Here is a 17,613-nt window from a genome sequence, read left to right as displayed (position 1 = left end):
CTATCCGGCCGCGCCGCTGCCCCAGGGTCCATGGAACGCGCCCTGCTCGCCAATGCGCTCGAAGCCATGCGCGCCGAAGAAATCGCGTTGCGCCTGGATCAGGTTGGACGTGCCCCGGCCCTGGCGATAGCTGTCGAAATAGGCCAGCGCCGACGACAATGCCGGCACCGGCGTGCCTGCCTCCGACGCCTTGGCCACGACGCGCCGCAGGGATGGATGCGCCTCCTGCATCAACGAGATGAAGGCCGGCGCCATCAGGAGGTTGGTGGCTGCGCCGCCGGCGCCGAAAGCGTCCGCCATGGTGTCCAGCAATTGCGAGCGGATGATGCAGCCCGCCCGCCAGATCTTGGCGATGGTCGGCATTGGCAGGTTCCAATTGAACTCCTTCGAGGCGCCGCTCATCACCGCGAAACCTTGGGCGTAAGCGGCGATCTTGCCGGCGAACAACGCCAGTTCGAGATCTTTCAGCAGCACGTCCCTGTCCCCGGAAATTTTCGTAACGCCGATATCGCCATAGGCTTTTTCGGCCGCCAGCCTTTCGTCCTTGATCGACGACAGAACGCGCGCCGCCACCGCGGCCTCGATCGCGGTCGCAGGAATGCCGAGCTGCTGCGCCTCGATGACCGACCATTTGCCGGTGCCCTTCTGGCCGGCGCGGTCGAGGATGATGTCGACCACCGGCTTGCCGGTCTTCGGATCGTCGGCCGCGAGGACTTTCGCAGTGATCTCGATCAGGTAGGAGTTCAGCCGGCCCTTGTTCCACTCTTCAAAAACGGCGCCGATCTCCTTCGGCCCCATGCCGAGCCCATCGCGCAGGATGCCGTAGATCTCGGCGATCATCTGCATGTCGGCATATTCGATGCCATTATGGATGGTCTTGACGAAATGCCCGGCGCCATCGGTGCCGAGCCATGCCGCGCAGGGTTCATCCCTGAACTTGGCCGAGATGGCGGTCAGCACCTTCTCGACCCGCTTCCAGGACTCTTCAGTGCCCCCGACCATGATCGACGGCCCGTGGCGCGCGCCCTCCTCGCCGCCGGACACACCCATGCCGATGAAGGTCAGGCCGGAGCTGGAGAGCTCGGAGAAACGGCGCATCGTGTCGCGGAAATTGGCGTTGCCGGCGTCGATGACGATGTCGTTTGCCGAAAGAACGCCGCGCAACGCCTCGATCTGCTCGTCGACCGGCTTGCCGGCCAGCACCATGATGATGACCGGGCGCGGCGGTTTGATCGCGGCGGCGAGTTCCTCCAGGCTGTAGCAAGGCACAACCATGTCCCTAAGCGCCCCGGCATTGTTGAGGAAAGCGTCGGTCCGTGCCTTTGTGCGATTGAAGACGGCGATGCGGTGGCCATGCTCGGCTATGTTGAGCGCCAGATTGGAGCCCATCGTGCCAAGGCCGATCAGACCGATTTCGGCTTTTTCCATCGTTCTTCCCTGCTTCGGATTTTGTTGGTTGGAGCCCGTAATTTGCGGCGATGATTGACGGGCCTTTCAAGTCACGTCAACCGCCTCGCCGAATTGTGTTTCAGCCAGCCATGTTTACAGCGCCTTCGGCAGCTCTTCTCGCATGTGGTCGATTTACGGCCTGATGTCGACAGGCGCCTCGATCTTCACCATCTCGAAATCTGAGACCAGCATGTCGATGCGCGCCGTCCATCGGCCGGGAACCGGGATAACGAGATTGTCGACACGCCAGCTGCCGTCGCCGGGCTTGGTCGCCGCGCGCTTCAGTGGCTCAATGCCGGAATCGGGTTTGGACAGCACCAATGTCACTTCCTTGGCGTCGAGCGGCCCGAAGTCGCCGGTCATGATGATCATCGAGGCGGAGACCGGCCCAGCATGGCCGGGCATAATTGTCAGATCCGCCATCGCTTGCAATGCATGGATGTGAACCGACACCGGCTGGGCGGCCGCAATGGCTATTGCCCGAGGCGGCGGCGTGAAGCGCCAGCCCGCGGCAACGCCGAAGATCGCCAGGACGATCAGCATCTCGACGCCGATCGAACGGGCGAGCCTGCGTTGCACTTCCGTCGCCCCGACCTCGGCCGATGCGGTCAGTCTCCAGCGGTTTATGCCGGCGAGCGTGAACAGGAACACCAGCAGCCCCAGCTTGACCAGAAGCAGCCGGCCATAGGCGGTCGCGAGCAGCGCGGCGGGCGTCTGCACCTGGATGACTGCCAGCACGATACCGGCGACGGCAAGCACGCCCACCACGGGCATGATCATGCGTGAGAAGCGCCGCAGGAATGTACCGCCCTCTACCGATGTACCTTTCAGTGCAAGACCAAGCGGTGCCAGCGCCCCCGCCCAGAAGGCGATGCCGATGCCGTGCAGGAACACCATCGGCCGTGTCAGCCATTGCGGTTCGGCCGCGCTGGCGTGGCCGCTTGCGGCAAGCGCGGCACCCACGCCGGCCAGCCCGGCAAGCGCCAGCGGCTTGGCAGCTTGGCGCGGTCCGGCCAGCGACAGCAGGCCAAGGCCTAGCGCGACCAGGGCGATCAATACGGTCCAGCCGAAACTTGTCGCGAGCCCGGTTCGCCAGATGATTGGCTCGGCGAAACGGGAGAAGGGCGCTCCGAGCGCGTCGAGACCCTGAGAACCCAGTGAAAACGGCGCAGCGATCAGCCCGCACAGGAGCGTGGCCGTGACGAAACTTTGGCCGACACGACCATGCCCCGCCAGCCAGACCAGGGCGAAGGCGCCTCCGACGCCGAGGAAAAGGCCGATGTAGAGAAAGACCTTGCCCACCCAGAGCGCCAACCGCGGCGGCCAGTCGATCGCCTCCGAAACTGCCGGTGCCTCCGTCGGCACGCCAATGGAAAACAGCAAGGAGCCACCGACCGGATGACCATCCGCCGAGATGACGCGCCAGCTCAGCACATGCGTGCCTGATCCAAGCGCCTGCGGATTATCGATTGTGACCGTCTGGTCGGCGAGACGGAAGCTTGTTAGCGGGACCGGAGCGCCGTCAGGCTTCACCAGGGTCAGCACCAGGGGCGATACCGGCTCGCTGAAAATCAGCGAAAATCGCGCCGGAGACTGCGCCAGCACCGCGCCGTCGGCCGGGTCAGCCTTGATCAGCGCGGCATGGCCGAAGGCTTGGCTGGGCGAGGCCATGACGATGAGCCCGATCACCACGGCTAACAGCCATCCGGCAATCCGGGCCGCCGGTCCGCCGGCCTTATCGGTACTCTGAAGGGGGCGTATCGCGTTCATGTCACAGCCACAGAACCGCGGCGTGCCCTGCGAACAAGGCGCGCCGCCATGAGGTCATTTCTTTGGCAAGAGCTTGATGCCGGGAGCGGGGGTCTCCAGCGCGTCCTCATCCTGGCCGGCCGCCGGAATCTCGATCCAGCGCTCGACGACGCCGTCGCATTCCTGCACCACCGGGAAGTAGAGTTTCCGGTCGGCAGGGAGGTCCGCCGTCAGTGTCCCGCGAAAGACGAACTCGTCGTAGAACTCATCCGGCAAGCTGCCGCCGCTCCAGTCGACTTCCTTGACCCCGTCGGTCACCGCCTGGCCGTAGAGTTCGTACGACTTCTCGTATTTCCCCTTCTTGGTCTGCAGCGTCCAGCCGGGCTTCGGCATGGGCTTCACCGCGATCACCCCTTCCGGAATCTGCACGCGCACGGCGGTGGTCGCCTTGCCGTCGCAGCCGTGCGGTACGCGCAGCACGGCCTTGTAGGTGGAGCCGACCGCGGCCTCCTGGGTTTCGAGCGTGATATGCGAGAAGGCGGCACTTGTCCCCAAGGCGAGAAGCGCGCCCGCCGATAAAAGATACTTGTTCATGTTGGTCCCTCCGATTTCAAATCTGTTTGGCGCGATCAATTTGCGTGGTCGTCCATTGCGCCAGTCTCGCCCATGCCTTCGACGGCGAAATCGACGCTGACGACGCCGGCCTTCTCGAAGGTCAGCGTGGCGGAGAATGTTTCGCCCTGCTTGGGCTGCCGCTTCAGGCCGACGAACATCAGGTGATAGCCGCCGGGCGCCAGGGCCACCTTGCCGCCGGCGGGGATCTCCAGGCCTCCGGCAACCGGCCGCATGGTCATGACGCCATCCTCGACGCCCATCTCGTGCAGTTCCGCTTTGTCGGAGATGTCGGAGGAAATCGACAGCAGCCGATCCGCCGTGCCGCCCTTGTTGGTGATGGTGAAATATCCGCCGGCTACCTTGGCGCCGGCCGGCGTGGCACGCGACCAGGGATGACCGATCTCAAGATCGCCGATTTTGAACTCATGTGCGAAAACGGTCTGTGCGCACAGAAACAGAAGGGCAAGGGTGAACACGGCAATGCCGAGACGCTCCTCGATCCTGTGCCGGAGGGCGCCGGGCGTCGGACGCGCGGCGTTTCGGAAAGAACGGGACATGGTTTCTCCATGGAAATGACGATCGCGCCGTTGCCGGCCGCGACTGGTTTGATCTGGGGTGAGTACGGCCGTGAATAGGCGCGCGGCTCAGGCCAGCGGCGGCGCGCGTGGGTTCGAGGGCGAGCGCTGGCGTGCGAATTCGAGATGAACGGCCGTTGGAAAGACGAAGACGACCGCTTCGAAGGAATGGCTGCCCATCGCCGGTGCCGCATCGGGCGGTGGCGCGAAGGCCGACGAAAACGTGCCGCAGCCAAGCACGCAGCACGCGGGCAGATGCGACGGCGGATTGCCGCCCGGACGCTCCGCGGCGCCCTCATGCGTACAGATGACATTGCCGAAGGCGTCGAGTTGCGAACCCTCAGGGCCGATGCCGAAGGCGAAAGCGCCGAGCGTCGACTGGAGCAGCAGCAAATAGGCCGCGACAAGCGCGACCGGCATGCTCCACTGTCTTGCCCTCTTGTTCAGGCGACTTGCCCCCTCGAACGATTTGCCTCAGCAGTCACGAGCCATATCTACCATGTCGGCGACAGGCCGAAAATCGGCAATTCGATCCTGCGGCAACGCGGCATGGTCAGGATTTCATCGGCAGCCGGCTTTCGGGGATCGAGGTGAGCAATGTCTGGCGCGCCGACTTCAGATGCCTGCGGCAGGCGGCGTCCACCTTGCCGAGGTCGCGCGATTTGAGGGCTTCGATATAGGCCAGATGTTCGCCGACCGCGACTTCGTTGCGCTCGCGTTCCTGCGCCTTGTTCCACTGATAATGGTAGTGGAAGATCATCGCGATGACGTCGTAGAAATCGACGATGAAGCGGTTGTGGGAGGCGCGATGGATAAGCCGGTGGAAGCGCTCGTCCAGCTCCGAGAATTCGTTGAAGCGCGTGGCGATCTGACTGGCCAGCAGATGATGCTCGGCCTCCAGACGGTCGAGATCGGCCCAGACCGGGCTGTCGCTCGGCAAAGCCGCGAAAGCTGCAGCCGACCGCATTTCGAATATCTCGCGGATTTCGGTCAGTTCCAGCGCGAAGGCGCGGGTGAAGCCTTTCAGCACCCAATGGCTGTTGCGGCGCTTTTCTATGAGGCCGAAACGGGAGAAGCGGATCAGGAACTCGCGCACGCTGGTGGTGCCGACTCCGATCTCGCGCGCCAGCTCAAGCTCGTTGATCTGCATGCCGGCTTCGGCGCCGCCGGCGAGCAGCCGCCGCATGAACGACCGCTCGATGATCTGCGCCAGCGTGTCGGTCTCCTCCTCGGGAAAGAAATCGTCGGCGCCCGGTTCGCGCAGCACCGTCTTGGCGCGCTTGTTCCAGGCGATCAGGCCGGTTTCTTCCATGCGCGCCAGGATGCTGCGCACCGTGGTGCGGCTGACGCCGAGCAAAATTCCGAGCTCCGGCTCCGAAGGCAGGCTGCGCGTCTCGTCGAGGAGCCTGAGGCACCTGTTGTAGGCGTCCTTGTAGACGTTGTTGCTCTTCGACATCCCTGCCCCACCCAATGCCGGTGCTTGCATGACCGGCTCGAAGCGCAATATGACGTTCCCCTGGCCCTGGAAAGCAGCAAATCGCTTCCGCTCGGGTCTTCATCGGCCGCAATGCCCTTGAGCCGGAGGCGCCACAACGCCAGCGAAAAAACAATTGACGGAAAACTGTTTTTTCACGATAAAAGACATTAACTCTTATCAAGCGCGTGTCAATCCGCGCGCATCCCAGGATTACCCAGGAACCCGCCCGTGAACGTCTCCAACACCATTCTTCTATCCCCGGCCGACAATGTTGCGGTTGCCAATGGCCGCATCGAGATCGGCACGGCGCTGCCAGGCGGCGCGCTTGCCGCGACCCTCATCGAACCCGGCCACAAAGTGGCGATCAAAGCGATCGCCGCAGGCGAGGCGGTGGTGAAATACGCGCAGGCGATCGGCCGCGCCACGCAAGACATCGCGCCCGGCGAGCATGTCCATTCGCATAATCTGGTCTTCGAATCCGGCCGCTTGCCGGTGGTGCCGCCCAGTGAAGCCGAGCACGCCACCGAGGCCGACCGCGCCCGCACCTTCATGGGCTATCGCCGCGCCGACGGCCGCGCCGGTACGCGCAACTTCATCGGCATCCTTGCCAGCGTCAATTGCTCGGCCACGGTCTGCCATTCCATCGCCGACGCCGCCAACCGGACCTTGCTGCCGAAATATCCCGGCATCGACGGCTTCGTGCCGATCGTCCACGGCCAGGGCTGTGGCATGAGCGGCACCGGCGACGGGATGATGGTGCTGCACCGCACTCTGGCCGGCTATGCCCGCCACCCGAATTTCGGCGGCGTGCTGATGGTCGGCCTCGGCTGCGAGGTCAACCAGCTCACCCTTTACGGCCAGAAGGGTGTCGCTGCGGGCAAACGCCATTTCAACATCCAGGAGTCCGGCGGGTCGCGCAAATCGGTGGAAAAGGCGATGTTGGTCTTGGCCGACATTGCCGAGGAAGTCGGCCAGCTGAAGCGCGAGCCGATCCCGGTCAGCGAGATCGTCGTTGGCCTGCAATGTGGCGGTTCCGACGGCATGTCGGGCATCACAGCCAATCCGGCGCTGGGCGCGGCTGTCGACATCCTGGCCGGCGTCGGCGGTATCGGCATCCTGTCCGAGACGACCGAAATCTATGGCGCCGAACATCTGCTCGCCTATCGCGCGGCAACGCCGGAAATCGCCCAGAAGCTCGACGGTTTCGTCAAATGGTGGGAGGACCATGTCGCCAAGCATGGCGCCTCGATCGACAACAATCCCTCGCCCGGCAACAAGCGTGGCGGCCTCACCACCATTCTCGAGAAATCGCTTGGGGCTGTCGCCAAGGGCGGCCAGACGCCGCTCAACGGCGTCTTCGGCTACGCCGAAAAGGTCACCGGCAGCGGCTTGGTGTTCATGGACACGCCCGGCTACGACCCCGTGTCGGCAACCGGCCAGGTCGCGGGCGGCGCGAACGTCATCGTCTTCACCACCGGCCGGGGTTCCTGCTTCGGCTGCCGGCCGACGCCGTCGATAAAGGTCGCCACCAACTCCACCATGTATCATCAGATGGAAGAGGACATGGACGTCAACTGCGGCGTCATTGCTTCCGGCGAAAAGACAATCGCCGGCATGGGCCGCGAGATCTTCGAACTGATCGTGGAGACGGCTTCCGGCCGCAAGACCAAGAGCGAGGAGTTCGGTTACGGCGACAATGAATTCGTGCCGTGGCACCTCGGAGCGACGCTCTAAACCGGACCGAGCAGCAATCTGTCGAGCCGGCCGCGGCCCGGAACGGAGAGGATTTTCGCATGCAAACACGCCGCATCGGCCAGACGGCGCTCGAGGTTACCGAGATTAGTTTCGGCGGCGCCGCCATAGGCGGCCTCTACCGCGCCTGTTCGCGCGCGGCGGCGATGGAAACGCTGCAGGGCGCCTGGGACGCTGGCCTGCGCTATTTCGACACCGCGCCCTTCTACGGCTTCGGCCTCTCGGAACGCCGCTTCGGCGACTTCCTGCGCGCGAAGCCGCGCGATTCCTATGTGCTGTCCACCAAGGTCGGTCGGCTGTTCCGCCCGGTGCCGGAAGACCAGGTTCCCGATCACGCCTATGTCGAGCCGCTGCCTTTCGCGCTCGACTATGACTATTCCTACGATGGCATCATGCGATCCGTCGATTTCAGCTATGCGCGGCTCGGCCTGAACAAGATCGACATCCTCTACGTCCATGACATCGGCGCTTACACGCACGGCGTCGAGAAGACCAAGCTCCACTTTCGCCAACTGATGGATGGCGGCCTCAAGGCGCTTGATGAATTGAAACGTTCCGGCACGATTTCCGCCTATGGGCTCGGCGTCAACGAAGTCCCCATCTGCCTGGACGTGATGCGCCGCGCGCCACTCGACTGCATCCTGCTTGCCAGCCGCTACACCTTGCTCGACCGCAGCGCGGAAGCCGAACTGCTGCCTTTGTGCAGGGCGCGACAGACCTCCCTTGTCATCGGCGGTGTGTTCAATTCCGGCATACTGGCCACGGGCCCGGTAATGGGCGCGAATTTCGACTATGCGCCGGCGAGCGAGGATATTCTTGCCCGGGTCGATGCAATGGGAAGGATCGCCGCTGAGGGCGGTTATCCCCTGGCTGCCGCCGCCTTCCAGTTTCCGCTGCACGAGCCCGTGGTCGCCACCGTGCTGACCGGGACCGCCAAGCCGGCCAATCTGGCACGCAATCTTGATCTGCTCGATATCGACGTGCCGCAAACGGAATACGCCAAATATCGTCCCTATACGGTGGTCCAGGACCTTGCGTGAAGCAGCCATCACTTGACCGCGAGCACCAGGTATCCGGATTCTTTGGCCTCCCCAAAAGGCTCGAACATGAAGAATAGCCATTCCATATTGACGGCGTGATGGAACTAATATTCCATGACAGGTAGCCGAAGGCGGAGCACGGGATCGCCGCCGCCAGGGGTGTGCGGCGGTTACCTGTCGGATGTAGGCAGGGCCGGCTTGAAACAGCGCTTGCATCGTCTTGATCGATGCACTATCAAAATATTGCAACTGTTTTTTATTGATAAAGTTCTGTTTGGCTGCGCCTTCCGAACGGGGCTTTCTTAACGTTCACCGGGCGACTTAGGGAGGAAACCTATGAAATTCGTAACCAGCATTCTCAATCGCCGCGCCGTGATGGCGCTGGCAGCGGCGTCGATGCTCGCAGGCGTCATGCATTCGGCGCCTGTTTCGGCGGCGGACGTGACCATTCCGATCATCGTCAAGGATACCACGTCCTTCTATTGGCAGATCGTTCTGGCCGGCGCCCGCAAGGCCGGAAAGGACCTCGGCGTCAACGTGCCGGAACTCGGCGCCCAGGCTGAAACCGACGTCAACGGCCAGATCTCGATCCTCGAAAACGCCGTCGCCAGCAACCCGGCGGCGATCGTCATCTCGCCGACCGAATTCAAGGCGCTCGGCAAGCCGATCGACGAAGCAGCGGCCAAGGTCAAGATCATCGGCATCGACTCCGGCGCCGACTCCAAGGCCTTCACCTCGTTCTTGACCACCGACAACGTGCAAGGCGGCCGTGTCGCCGCCGACGGCCTCGCCGCCGCGATCGGCGCCGCCAATGGCGGCAAGATCGAGGGTGATGTCGCGCTGATCACCAACGCCCCCGGTGCCGGCTCGCTCGAACAGCGCAAGCAAGGCTTCACCGAACAGCTCAAGGCAAAATATCCCGGTCTTAAGCTGGTCGCCGACAAATACGCCGATGGCCAGGCCACAACCGGCCTCAACATCGCCACCGACCTGATCACCGCCAACCCCAACCTCAAGGGCATCTTCGCTTCCAACCTGATCATGGCGCAGGGCGTCGGCCAGGCTGTCGCCGAAAACAACCTTGGCGGCAAGGTGGCTCTGGTTGGCTTCGACAGCGACGAGAAGCTGATCAAGTTCCTCAATGACGGCGTTATCTCCGCCCTCGTCGTCCAGGATCCGTACCGGATGGGCTACGATGGCATCAAGACCGCGCTCGCCGCCTCCAAGGGCGAAAAGGTCGAGGCCAATGTGGACACCGGCGCCAATCTGGTGACCAAGGACAACATGAAGGATCCCAAGATCGACGCGCTGCTCAACCCGAAACTCTGAGCATCGCTCGACCGCATCGTTTCCGGGGCCGCCGCGCCCCGGAAACATCCGCGCACCAATCGCTTGGCAATAGGCAGGCTTGAGCTAGGCTGTCCCGGGGCATATCCTTGCCTCGCCGCGTGCCAATCGTGAACGCCGATCTGGGAGGATTGTCATGATTTCGACAGCGCAGGACCTCCATCCAGCCCCCGTGCTGGAACCAGGACGCACGATCCTCGAATTGCGCGGGCTGGAAAAGCGGTATCCCGGCACCCACGCGCTGAAACCGGTGAACCTCGCATTCAAGTCCGGCGAGATCCACGCCATCGTTGGCGAGAACGGCGCCGGCAAATCCACCCTCATCAAGCTTTTGACCGGCGTCATGCCGCGCACCTCCGGAGAGGTCATCTGGGAAGGCCAGCCCGCCGCCCTGGCGACGCCGCATGAGGCGATGGCGCTCGGGATCAATGCCGTGCACCAGGAGGTCGTGCTCTGCCGCCACCTCACCGTCGCCGCCAACATGTTCCTTGGCGAGGAAAATTCTCGCTTCGGCATCCTGCAGCAACGCGCCATGGTCAGGGAAGCGCAGAAGATCATCGACGATCTCGGCTTCGACCTGCCCGCCCATGTCACGCTGGGCGACCTCACCATCGGCCAGCAGCAGCTGATCGCCGCCGCCCGCGCCACGGTGCGCGGCACCAAATTCCTCATCTTCGACGAACCGACGGCCTACCTGACCCGCAAGGAAGCCGACCAGCTGTTCACCCTCATTCGCCGGCTCAAGGGTGAAGGCGTCACGATCATCTACATCAGCCATCGCATGGAAGAAGTGTTCGAACTGGCCGACCGTGTTTCCGTGCTTCGCGACGGTACGCTGGTCGGGACCCGCAACATCGCCGAGACCAACGATGCCGAACTGGTCAAGATGATGATCAACCGCTCGATCGAGCAGGTCTACCACAAGGAGCACTTTACCCCGGGCGCCACGATCCTCGAGGCAAGGAACCTGTCGGGCAAAGGCTTCGAGGATGTCTCGATGACCGTCCGTGCCGGCGAGATCGTCGGCCTCTACGGGCTGATCGGCGCTGGGCGCAGCGAATTCGTCACCACGCTCTACGGCCGGCACAAGAAATCGGCCGGCGAGATCCTGTGGGAAGGCAAGCCTGTCCAGGTGAATTCCGAGCATGACGCGATCAAGCTCGGCATGGCACTGGCGCCTGAAAGCCGCCGCGACCAGGGCCTTTGCCTCAATTTGCCGGTCGGCCTCAATCTCAACCTGCCGATCTACAAGCGCATTTCCAGCAATCTGCTGATATCGAGCGCGCAGGAGAAGGTGCAGGCCGACCGCCAGATCGCCGACCTGCGCATCAAGACGCCGTCGCGCGGCGCCCTCGCCTCCAGCCTTTCAGGTGGCAACCAGCAGAAGATCGTCATCGGCAAATGGCTTGCCCACGGCGCCAAACTGTTCATTTTCGACGAGCCGACGGTCGGCGTCGATGTCGGCACCAAGGCCGAGATCTACCGCCTGTTCGGGGCGCTCTTGTCAAAAGGCGCCGGTATCATCCTGATCTCGTCCTACCTGCCCGAAGTCTACGAACTCTCCGACACGCTGCATGTGTTCCGACGCGGCAGACTGGTGGCAAGCCACGGCTTTCGTGCCGCCAGCCACGAGGACGTTCTAACCCAGGCGATCGGCTAGGAGCATGATCCCGAAAAGTGGAAGCCGGTTTTCGGACGAGATCATGCTCAAACAAGAAAAATGTAAAAAGAAGAAACGGGAGGAACCATGAGCACCGAAGTCATTCCGGTCGAAAAACCGAAGCGTAATTACAACGTCCTGTTCGGGCTGACGCTGCTGGCGCTGCTGGTTCTGCTCTGGATCCTGCTTTCGGTGGCGACGACGAGTTTCGCCACCGGCAACAACATCGCCAATCTTTTGCGCCAGGGTTCGATGATCGCCATCATGGCGGTGGGCCAGACCTTCGTCATCATCACCGGCGGTATCGATCTGTCGGTCGGCGCCGTGGTCGGCTTCGCCACGGTCGTCGTCGCCATGATGATCAATGCCGGCTTCCCGATCTGGCTCGCCATTCTGGTGACGCTGCTGGTCGGCGTCGCCATCGGCATGTTTCACGGCTTCGGCATCGTCAAGATGGGCCTGCCGCCCTTCATCATCACCTTGGCGACGCTGACCTCGCTGCGCGGCATTGGCCTGTTGATGACCAATGGCAATTCCATCAACATCAATAGCGACACCTTCACCGCCTTCTCCCGCAACTCCTTCATCGGCGTTCCCAACCTGTTCTGGATGGTCATCCTGGTCGGCATTCCGGCCTATGTCTTCCTGCATCACAGCCGCTGGGGCCGGTACCTGTTTTCGGTCGGCTCCAATGCCGAGGCATCACGCCTCTCCGGCGTCAACGTGCAGCGCACCATCTACATGGCCTACACGCTGTCCGGCCTCTGCGCGGCTTTTGTCGGCGTGCTGCTCGCCGCCCGCATCGGCATCGGCAACCCCACACAGGCCGAAGGCTGGGAACTGCAGGCCATCGCCTCGTCGGTGATTGGCGGCACCTCGCTGTTTGGCGCGGTTGGCTCCGTGCATGGCCCATTGCTCGGCGCCTTCATCCTGGCGACCATCAACAATGGCGCCAACCTGCTCAACGTGAACTCGTTCTGGCAGCGTATTATCACCGGCGCGCTGATCATCATCATCGTTTATTTCGACGGACTCCGCCGCCGCGGCAAGTGAGCCAACCCGCAACCAGTCGCCGGCCCGCCAAGATCGACGAGCCGGCGATCTGACCACCGACTGGATCGAAGCATGAAAGCCGTCGTCTGCCATTCACCCGGCGAACTGGTCGTGGAAGACCGTCCCGCCCCCGGCACGCCGCCTGCCGGCTGGGCGCTGGTCGCGGTCAGCCATGTCGGCATCTGCGGCACCGACTACCACATCTTCGAAGGCAAGCACCCGTTTCTCGCCTATCCCCGCATCATGGGCCATGAGGTCTCGGGAACGATCGTCGAGACAGGCGACGGAGTCGAGCTTGCAGTCGGCGAACCGGTGGTCATCAATCCCTATCTGTCCTGCGGCCACTGCATCGCCTGCCGCCACGGCAAGCCGAATTGCTGTGTCCGCATCGAGGTGCTCGGCGTGCACCGCGACGGCGCCATGTGCGAACGGATCCTGATGCCGGCGCGAAATCTCTACCCCGCCAACGGCCTGTCGCTGGCTGACGCCGCCGCCGTGGAGTTCCTCGCCATCGGCGCCCATGCCGTGCGTCGCGCGCGTGCCGATACCGGCGCCCGCACACTGGTCATCGGCGCCGGTCCGATCGGTCTCGGCACGGCGATTTTCGCCCGCATTGCCAGTCTCGACGTGACGCTGCTCGACATGAGCAGCGAAAGGCTCGCCTTCGCCGCGAACGAACTCGGCTTCCCGACCCTCGACGGCTCGCGCGGTGCGGTGCCCGATCTGGTCAAGGAGGCAACAATGGGTGAAGGCTTCGACTTGGTCTTCGACGCTACCGGCAACACCCAATCGGTGCAGTCGGCCTTTGCCCATGTCGCGCATGGCGGAACGCTGGTGCTGGTCAGCGTCGTCAAGGACGACATCGTCTTTTCCGATCCGGAGTTCCATAAGCGCGAAATGACATTGATCGGCAGCCGCAACGCGTTGCGCGCCGACTTCGATCACGTCGCTGCCTCGATCCGCAACGGCGCCGTGCCATTGGCCAAGCTCGTCACCCACCGCACATCGCTTGCCGATACGCCGCGCGATCTCGCCCGCTGGGCGCACGAGAAATCCGGCCTGATCAAGGCTGTGATCGAGGTGGGGTCATAGCGGCGGGCCCCGGACCTGGTCCGAGCCGATGGCTGCGCCGAGCTGTCGACCCCCACTCCGTCGAGCTTCGCTCGACACCTATCCCCCGATCGACGGGGGAGAGGAAGGTTGCGAGCTTATGAAGACGGGCTCTCTTCCTCTCCCTCCGGAGGGGGGAGAGGTGGCTCGGCGGAGCCGAGACGGAGTGGGGGAAGCCGGTCCTCAAACGCCGGGCTCGCTGACAACAAGCGAGCGATCTGGTCTGATCTTGTCGGACGGGATCGAGGCCCCGTACAGGCCCGCACTCCTTACAGCGCAGACAGCCTGAGTTCCACCCGCTCCGCCGGGAAGCGCGACTCCGAAAACTGGATCGGCTGGCCGTCGGGCGTGATGTTGACGGCGACCGTGACCAGCACGATGGCCCCGGGCTGCAGGTCGAGGTCGGCAAGGTCGGCCGCGTCGGCATGGCGAGCCGACAGGACGGTGGATTGCCGGAGATAATCCTCTATGCCGAACCGTGCCAGCGATGCGGTGATCGAACCGGTCGCGGCCATCGCGGCATCGATGCCTGCGAAACGACCGGCATCGAACCAGCTGGCAGCACGCGACACGGGCCGCTCGTCCGCCTCGCCGCGGGTCTCCAACCTGATTACCGAGGCGCCCTTAGTTAGGCCGAGGCTCGCGGCGACACGCTCGCTGGCCGGCTCGACGGCCGAGACGAGCAGCACGATGTGCCGTTCCACCGCCTGCCCTTGCAGCCCCGTCGAAAAACGCGTGCGCGCGCCGATCGGGTAGGACAGCCGCTTGCGCGACAGCACGAACGTGCCGCGCCCCTGCTCCGCCTTCAGCACGCCCTCCCTCACGAGAGCCGAGATGGCGCTGCGCACCGTATGGCGGTTGACGCCATAACGCTCCGCTAGAGCGACTTCCGGCGGCAGCGCAGCGCTTTCTGGAAAATCGCCCATGGCGATCGCATGCAGGATCTTATCGGCGATCTGCCGCCACAGCGACACGCCGCTGCGGCGTTCGACGCTATCCGCAGACATTGTCGCAGCCATCCCCCTGCCTCCGCTCTCGCGAATGTCATCCGCCCGTCATGGACTCCCGATAGGTGAAAGGTATAATTTGTATGGTTGTCTATATCAATGGACAAATTTGCTAAAAGGATATTTGGATGCGTGGACAGGAAGCGCGTGACCAGGCGCAACGGAAGGTCGCCATGGCGACCCTGGCGCAATCAAGCGGCGATGACATCGCCAGGCTCTGGGACGAGTCCGGCCTGCCCTCCGAAGCTGAGCTGCTGCGCGGCCCCGAGACCGGCCTTGTGACGCTGCGCGGCCGCATCGGCGGCGGCGGCGCACCGTTCAATGTCGGCGAGGCAACTGTCACCCGCGCCACCGTGCGGTTGCCGACCGGACAGATTGGCCATTGCTACGCCCTCGGGCGCGACCGGCAGAAAGCCAAGCTGGCGGCGATCGCAGACGCGCTGTGGCAGGACCCTGCCCGCCGCAACGAGGTCGAGACCAGGCTGATTGCGCCGCTGCAGGCCGCTCTGGCCACCGCCCAGGAAAAACGCCGCGCCGAGACAGCGGCGACGAAGGTGGATTTCTTCACCATGGTTCGCGGAGAAGACTGATGGATGTCGCGGCACAATCGATCGAGGGCGGCTTCGCCGATCCGGTCTTCAACGCGCAGGCCGTGTTCCGCGCCGTCATGGACGCGATGGCCTGCCCGGGCAGCGTGCAGACGCTACCGGCCTTCGCGCGACCGCCGTCGCCCTTGTCGATCACCGCCGGCGCCGTCGCCCTCACGCTGTGCGACAACGACACCCCGCTCTGGCTCGATCCAGCCTTGCAGGCCTCGGCCGCCACCGGTTCCTGGTTGGGATTTCACTCCGGCGCGCCCTTGGCAAACACACCGGCCGACGCACACTTTGCCTTGGTCGCCAAGCCGGCCGAGCTGATGGCACTCGACAGCTTCTCGCAAGGCACCCAGGACTACCCCGACCGGTCAACCACGCTGATCCTGCAGGTCGGCGACCTCATCTCCGGCACCCCGTTCCTGCTTGAAGGCCCCGGCATCGAAATCACGGCGACGATCGCGCCGGCACAGATGCCGCGCCACTTCGTCGAGCAGTGGAGGCAGAATACCGAGCGCTTCCCACGTGGCGTCGACATCATACTCGCCGCACCGGACGGCATCGCCTGCCTGCCGCGCACGACGCGCATCAAGACGATGGAGGCTTGACGATGTATGTCGCGGTAAAAGGCGGCGAAACCGCAATCGCCAACGCACACAGCCTGCTTGCGGACCGCCGGCGTGGCGACCGTTCGGTGCCCGCGCTACGCCTCGACCAGATCGTCGAGCAGCTGGCGCTCGGCGTCGACCGGGTGATGAGCGAAGGCTCGCTCTATGACCGCGAGCTTGCCGCGCTGGCCATCGTCCAGGCGCGCGGCGATATGATCGAGGCGATCTTCCTCGTCCGCGCCTACCGCACCACGCTGCCGCGCTTTGGCTACACCAGGGCCATCGACACCGGCGCCATGCGGGTCGAGCGTCGCGTCTCGGCGACCTACAAGGACCTGCCAGGCGGCCAGTTGCTCGGGCCGACCTTCGACTACACGCATAGGCTGCTCGATCCCGAACTAGCCGCCGGCGCCGATGTCGCCGAGCCCTTGCAGCGAGAGACGGAAGCGCAGGCCATGCCGCGCGTCTCGGCGATCCTGGCTCGCGAGGGCTTGATCGAGCCGGATGGCGAGATGCCTGGGGATCGTGTCCCCGGCGATATCACCCGCGAGCCGCTGGAATTTCCGATGGCGCGCGACATCCGCCTGCAGGCACTGTCGCGCGGCGACGAAGGATTCCTGCTGGCGCTCGGCTATTCCACCCAGCGCGGCTATGCCCGCAACCATCCCTTCGTCGGCGAAATCCGCATCGGCGAGGTCGAGCTGGAACTCGACGTGCCCGAACTGCCCTTTGCTGTCCCGCTCGGCACCGTTCGTGTCACCGAGTGCCAGATGGTCAACCAATTCAAGGGCTCGGCCAAGGCGCCGCCGCAATTCACCCGAGGCTATGGCCTCGTCTTCGGTCAGAGCGAGCGCAAGGCGATGGCGATGGCTCTATGCGACCGGGCGCTGCGCGCCACGGAACTCGGCGAGGATGTCGTTGCCGCCGCGCAGGACGAAGAGTTCGTCATCTCGCATTCCGACAATGTCCAGGCAACCGGCTTCGTCGAGCACCTGAAGCTGCCGCACTATGTCGACTTCCAGGCCGAACTCGACCTCGTGCGCCGCATGCGCGCCGAATATGAGGCGCGGGGAAACCCGACGAAGATCGACGAGAAGCGGGAGGCCGCCGAATGATCGAAGGTCTCTCCCACATCACCTTCATCGTCCGCGATCTCAACCGGATGACCGAGATCCTGACCGGAGTCTTCGACGCAAGCGAAGTGTATGACAGCGGTATCCGGCAATTCTCGCTGTCACGCGAAAAATTCTTCCTGATCGGCGACATCTGGGTCGCCATCATGGAAGGCGAGGCGCTGCCCAAGCGCAGCTACAACCACATCGCCTTCAAGATTGATGAGGCCGATTTCGGCCGCTACCTCGAGCGCGTCGGCAAGCTCGGCCTAGACATGCACCCGCCGCGTCCCCGCGTCGAGGGTGAAGGTCGCTCGATCTATTTCTACGACGACGACAACCACCTGTTCGAACTGCACACCGGCACGCTCAATGAGCGACTGGCGCGCTACGCCAGAGGATTGGAGACGGCCCAATGAATTCAGTGCCCTCCACCATGACCGCCACCGTCATGGCTGTGACCGCC

General features: G+C 63.8%; 17 protein-coding genes. 10 read left to right on the top strand and 7 right to left on the bottom strand.

Annotated elements, in window-relative coordinates:
* The 6 genes from gndA to LB513_RS16515 all read right to left on the bottom strand — a co-directional run bounded on the left by gndA (window position 1) and on the right by LB513_RS16515 (window position 5,844).
* Entirely contained in the window at window positions 1-1,428 is a 1,428-nt protein-coding gene (gene gndA / locus LB513_RS16540; RefSeq protein WP_224664574.1) for an NADP-dependent phosphogluconate dehydrogenase, read from the bottom strand.
* Window positions 1,429-1,581: 153 nt separating this feature from the next.
* Entirely contained in the window at window positions 1,582-3,219 is a 1,638-nt protein-coding gene (locus LB513_RS16535) for a copper resistance CopC/CopD family protein (RefSeq protein WP_224664573.1), read from the bottom strand.
* 54 nt (window positions 3,220-3,273) lie between these two features.
* Entirely contained in the window at window positions 3,274-3,792 is a 519-nt protein-coding gene (locus tag LB513_RS16530; RefSeq protein WP_224664572.1) for a YcnI family protein, read from the bottom strand.
* 35 nt (window positions 3,793-3,827) lie between these two features.
* Window positions 3,828-4,370: a copper chaperone PCu(A)C gene (locus LB513_RS16525; RefSeq protein ID WP_224664571.1), complete on the bottom strand. Its 543-nt coding sequence runs from the start codon at window positions 4,368-4,370 to the stop codon at window positions 3,828-3,830.
* Window positions 4,371-4,457: 87 nt separating this feature from the next.
* Window positions 4,458-4,808, bottom strand: coding sequence for a DUF2946 family protein (locus LB513_RS16520; RefSeq protein ID WP_224664570.1), 351 nt, complete (start codon window positions 4,806-4,808; stop codon window positions 4,458-4,460).
* A 133-nt stretch (window positions 4,809-4,941) separates the two neighbouring features.
* Complete coding sequence (locus LB513_RS16515; RefSeq protein ID WP_224664569.1) at window positions 4,942-5,844, bottom strand: GntR family transcriptional regulator; 903 nt, start codon at window positions 5,842-5,844, stop codon at window positions 4,942-4,944.
* 249 nt (window positions 5,845-6,093) lie between these two features.
* On the opposite strand from LB513_RS16515, the gene LB513_RS16510 reads away from it, so the two are divergent.
* The 6 genes from LB513_RS16510 (at window position 6,094) to LB513_RS16485 (ending at window position 13,809) form a co-directional block, all read left to right on the top strand.
* On the top strand, window positions 6,094-7,599 hold the full coding sequence (locus tag LB513_RS16510; RefSeq protein WP_224664568.1) for a UxaA family hydrolase: 1,506 nt from the start codon (window positions 6,094-6,096) through the stop codon (window positions 7,597-7,599).
* A gap of 59 nt (window positions 7,600-7,658) precedes the next feature.
* Complete coding sequence (locus tag LB513_RS16505) at window positions 7,659-8,657, top strand: aldo/keto reductase (protein WP_224664567.1); 999 nt, start codon at window positions 7,659-7,661, stop codon at window positions 8,655-8,657.
* A gap of 336 nt (window positions 8,658-8,993) precedes the next feature.
* Window positions 8,994-9,986 (top strand): ABC transporter substrate-binding protein, encoded by a 993-nt coding sequence (locus LB513_RS16500; protein ID WP_224664566.1) that lies wholly within the window; start codon window positions 8,994-8,996, stop codon window positions 9,984-9,986.
* 154 nt (window positions 9,987-10,140) lie between these two features.
* On the top strand, window positions 10,141-11,664 hold the full coding sequence (locus LB513_RS16495; protein WP_224664565.1) for a sugar ABC transporter ATP-binding protein: 1,524 nt from the start codon (window positions 10,141-10,143) through the stop codon (window positions 11,662-11,664).
* 87 nt (window positions 11,665-11,751) lie between these two features.
* Entirely contained in the window at window positions 11,752-12,717 is a 966-nt protein-coding gene (locus LB513_RS16490) for an ABC transporter permease (protein ID WP_224664564.1), read from the top strand.
* A gap of 72 nt (window positions 12,718-12,789) precedes the next feature.
* The gene (locus tag LB513_RS16485; protein WP_224664563.1) at window positions 12,790-13,809 is read left to right on the top strand and encodes a zinc-binding alcohol dehydrogenase family protein; all 1,020 of its coding nucleotides are present in this window, start codon (window positions 12,790-12,792) and stop codon (window positions 13,807-13,809) included.
* Between the two features lie 287 nt (window positions 13,810-14,096).
* Here the strand turns inward: LB513_RS16485 and phnF are convergent, their stop codons facing one another.
* Window positions 14,097-14,846 (bottom strand): phosphonate metabolism transcriptional regulator PhnF, encoded by a 750-nt coding sequence (gene phnF / locus LB513_RS16480; protein WP_224664562.1) that lies wholly within the window; start codon window positions 14,844-14,846, stop codon window positions 14,097-14,099.
* A gap of 116 nt (window positions 14,847-14,962) precedes the next feature.
* Here phnF and phnG point away from each other — a divergent pair, with 116 nt between their 5' ends.
* The 4 genes from phnG to fosX are packed head-to-tail and all read left to right on the top strand — an operon-like array spanning window position 14,963 to window position 17,566.
* A complete protein-coding gene (phnG, locus tag LB513_RS16475; RefSeq protein WP_224664561.1) occupies window positions 14,963-15,424 on the top strand; it encodes a phosphonate C-P lyase system protein PhnG in 462 nt (153 codons plus the stop codon).
* Window positions 15,424-16,035 (top strand): phosphonate C-P lyase system protein PhnH, encoded by a 612-nt coding sequence (gene phnH / locus LB513_RS16470; protein WP_224664560.1) that lies wholly within the window; start codon window positions 15,424-15,426, stop codon window positions 16,033-16,035. Before phnG ends, phnH begins: the two co-directional genes overlap by 1 nt.
* 2 nt (window positions 16,036-16,037) lie before the next feature.
* Window positions 16,038-17,150: a carbon-phosphorus lyase complex subunit PhnI gene (locus tag LB513_RS16465; protein ID WP_224664559.1), complete on the top strand. Its 1,113-nt coding sequence runs from the start codon at window positions 16,038-16,040 to the stop codon at window positions 17,148-17,150.
* Window positions 17,147-17,566, top strand: a complete 420-nt coding sequence (fosX, locus tag LB513_RS16460) for a FosX/FosE/FosI family fosfomycin resistance hydrolase (protein ID WP_224664558.1) — start codon at window positions 17,147-17,149, stop codon at window positions 17,564-17,566. Before LB513_RS16465 ends, fosX begins: the two co-directional genes overlap by 4 nt.
* Window positions 17,567-17,613: the final 47 nt, after the last annotated feature.

Origin of the sequence: Mesorhizobium sp. ES1-1, assembly GCF_020164785.1 — a bacterium.
In the GTDB taxonomy this organism is placed as follows: domain Bacteria; phylum Pseudomonadota; class Alphaproteobacteria; order Rhizobiales; family Rhizobiaceae; genus Mesorhizobium.
The sequence above is the reverse complement of the archived record's forward strand: the minus strand, read 5'-3'. Positions and strand labels throughout refer to the sequence as shown.

Coding starts and splice junctions, on each gene's coding strand:
- gndA (WP_224664574.1), bottom strand. CDS start 1,428: ATGGAAAAAGCCGAAATCGGTCTGATCGGCCTTGGCACGATGGGCTCC.
- LB513_RS16535 (WP_224664573.1), bottom strand. CDS start 3,219: ATGAACGCGATACGCCCCCTTCAGAGTACCGATAAGGCCGGCGGACCG.
- LB513_RS16530 (WP_224664572.1), bottom strand. CDS start 3,792: ATGAACAAGTATCTTTTATCGGCGGGCGCGCTTCTCGCCTTGGGGACA.
- LB513_RS16525 (WP_224664571.1), bottom strand. CDS start 4,370: ATGTCCCGTTCTTTCCGAAACGCCGCGCGTCCGACGCCCGGCGCCCTC.
- LB513_RS16520 (WP_224664570.1), bottom strand. CDS start 4,808: ATGCCGGTCGCGCTTGTCGCGGCCTATTTGCTGCTGCTCCAGTCGACG.
- LB513_RS16515 (WP_224664569.1), bottom strand. CDS start 5,844: ATGTCGAAGAGCAACAACGTCTACAAGGACGCCTACAACAGGTGCCTC.
- LB513_RS16505 (WP_224664567.1), top strand. CDS start 7,659: ATGCAAACACGCCGCATCGGCCAGACGGCGCTCGAGGTTACCGAGATT.
- LB513_RS16500 (WP_224664566.1), top strand. CDS start 8,994: ATGAAATTCGTAACCAGCATTCTCAATCGCCGCGCCGTGATGGCGCTG.
- LB513_RS16495 (WP_224664565.1), top strand. CDS start 10,141: ATGATTTCGACAGCGCAGGACCTCCATCCAGCCCCCGTGCTGGAACCA.
- LB513_RS16490 (WP_224664564.1), top strand. CDS start 11,752: ATGAGCACCGAAGTCATTCCGGTCGAAAAACCGAAGCGTAATTACAAC.
- LB513_RS16485 (WP_224664563.1), top strand. CDS start 12,790: ATGAAAGCCGTCGTCTGCCATTCACCCGGCGAACTGGTCGTGGAAGAC.
- phnF (WP_224664562.1), bottom strand. CDS start 14,846: ATGGCTGCGACAATGTCTGCGGATAGCGTCGAACGCCGCAGCGGCGTG.
- phnG (WP_224664561.1), top strand. CDS start 14,963: ATGCGTGGACAGGAAGCGCGTGACCAGGCGCAACGGAAGGTCGCCATG.
- phnH (WP_224664560.1), top strand. CDS start 15,424: ATGGATGTCGCGGCACAATCGATCGAGGGCGGCTTCGCCGATCCGGTC.
- LB513_RS16465 (WP_224664559.1), top strand. CDS start 16,038: ATGTATGTCGCGGTAAAAGGCGGCGAAACCGCAATCGCCAACGCACAC.
- fosX (WP_224664558.1), top strand. CDS start 17,147: ATGATCGAAGGTCTCTCCCACATCACCTTCATCGTCCGCGATCTCAAC.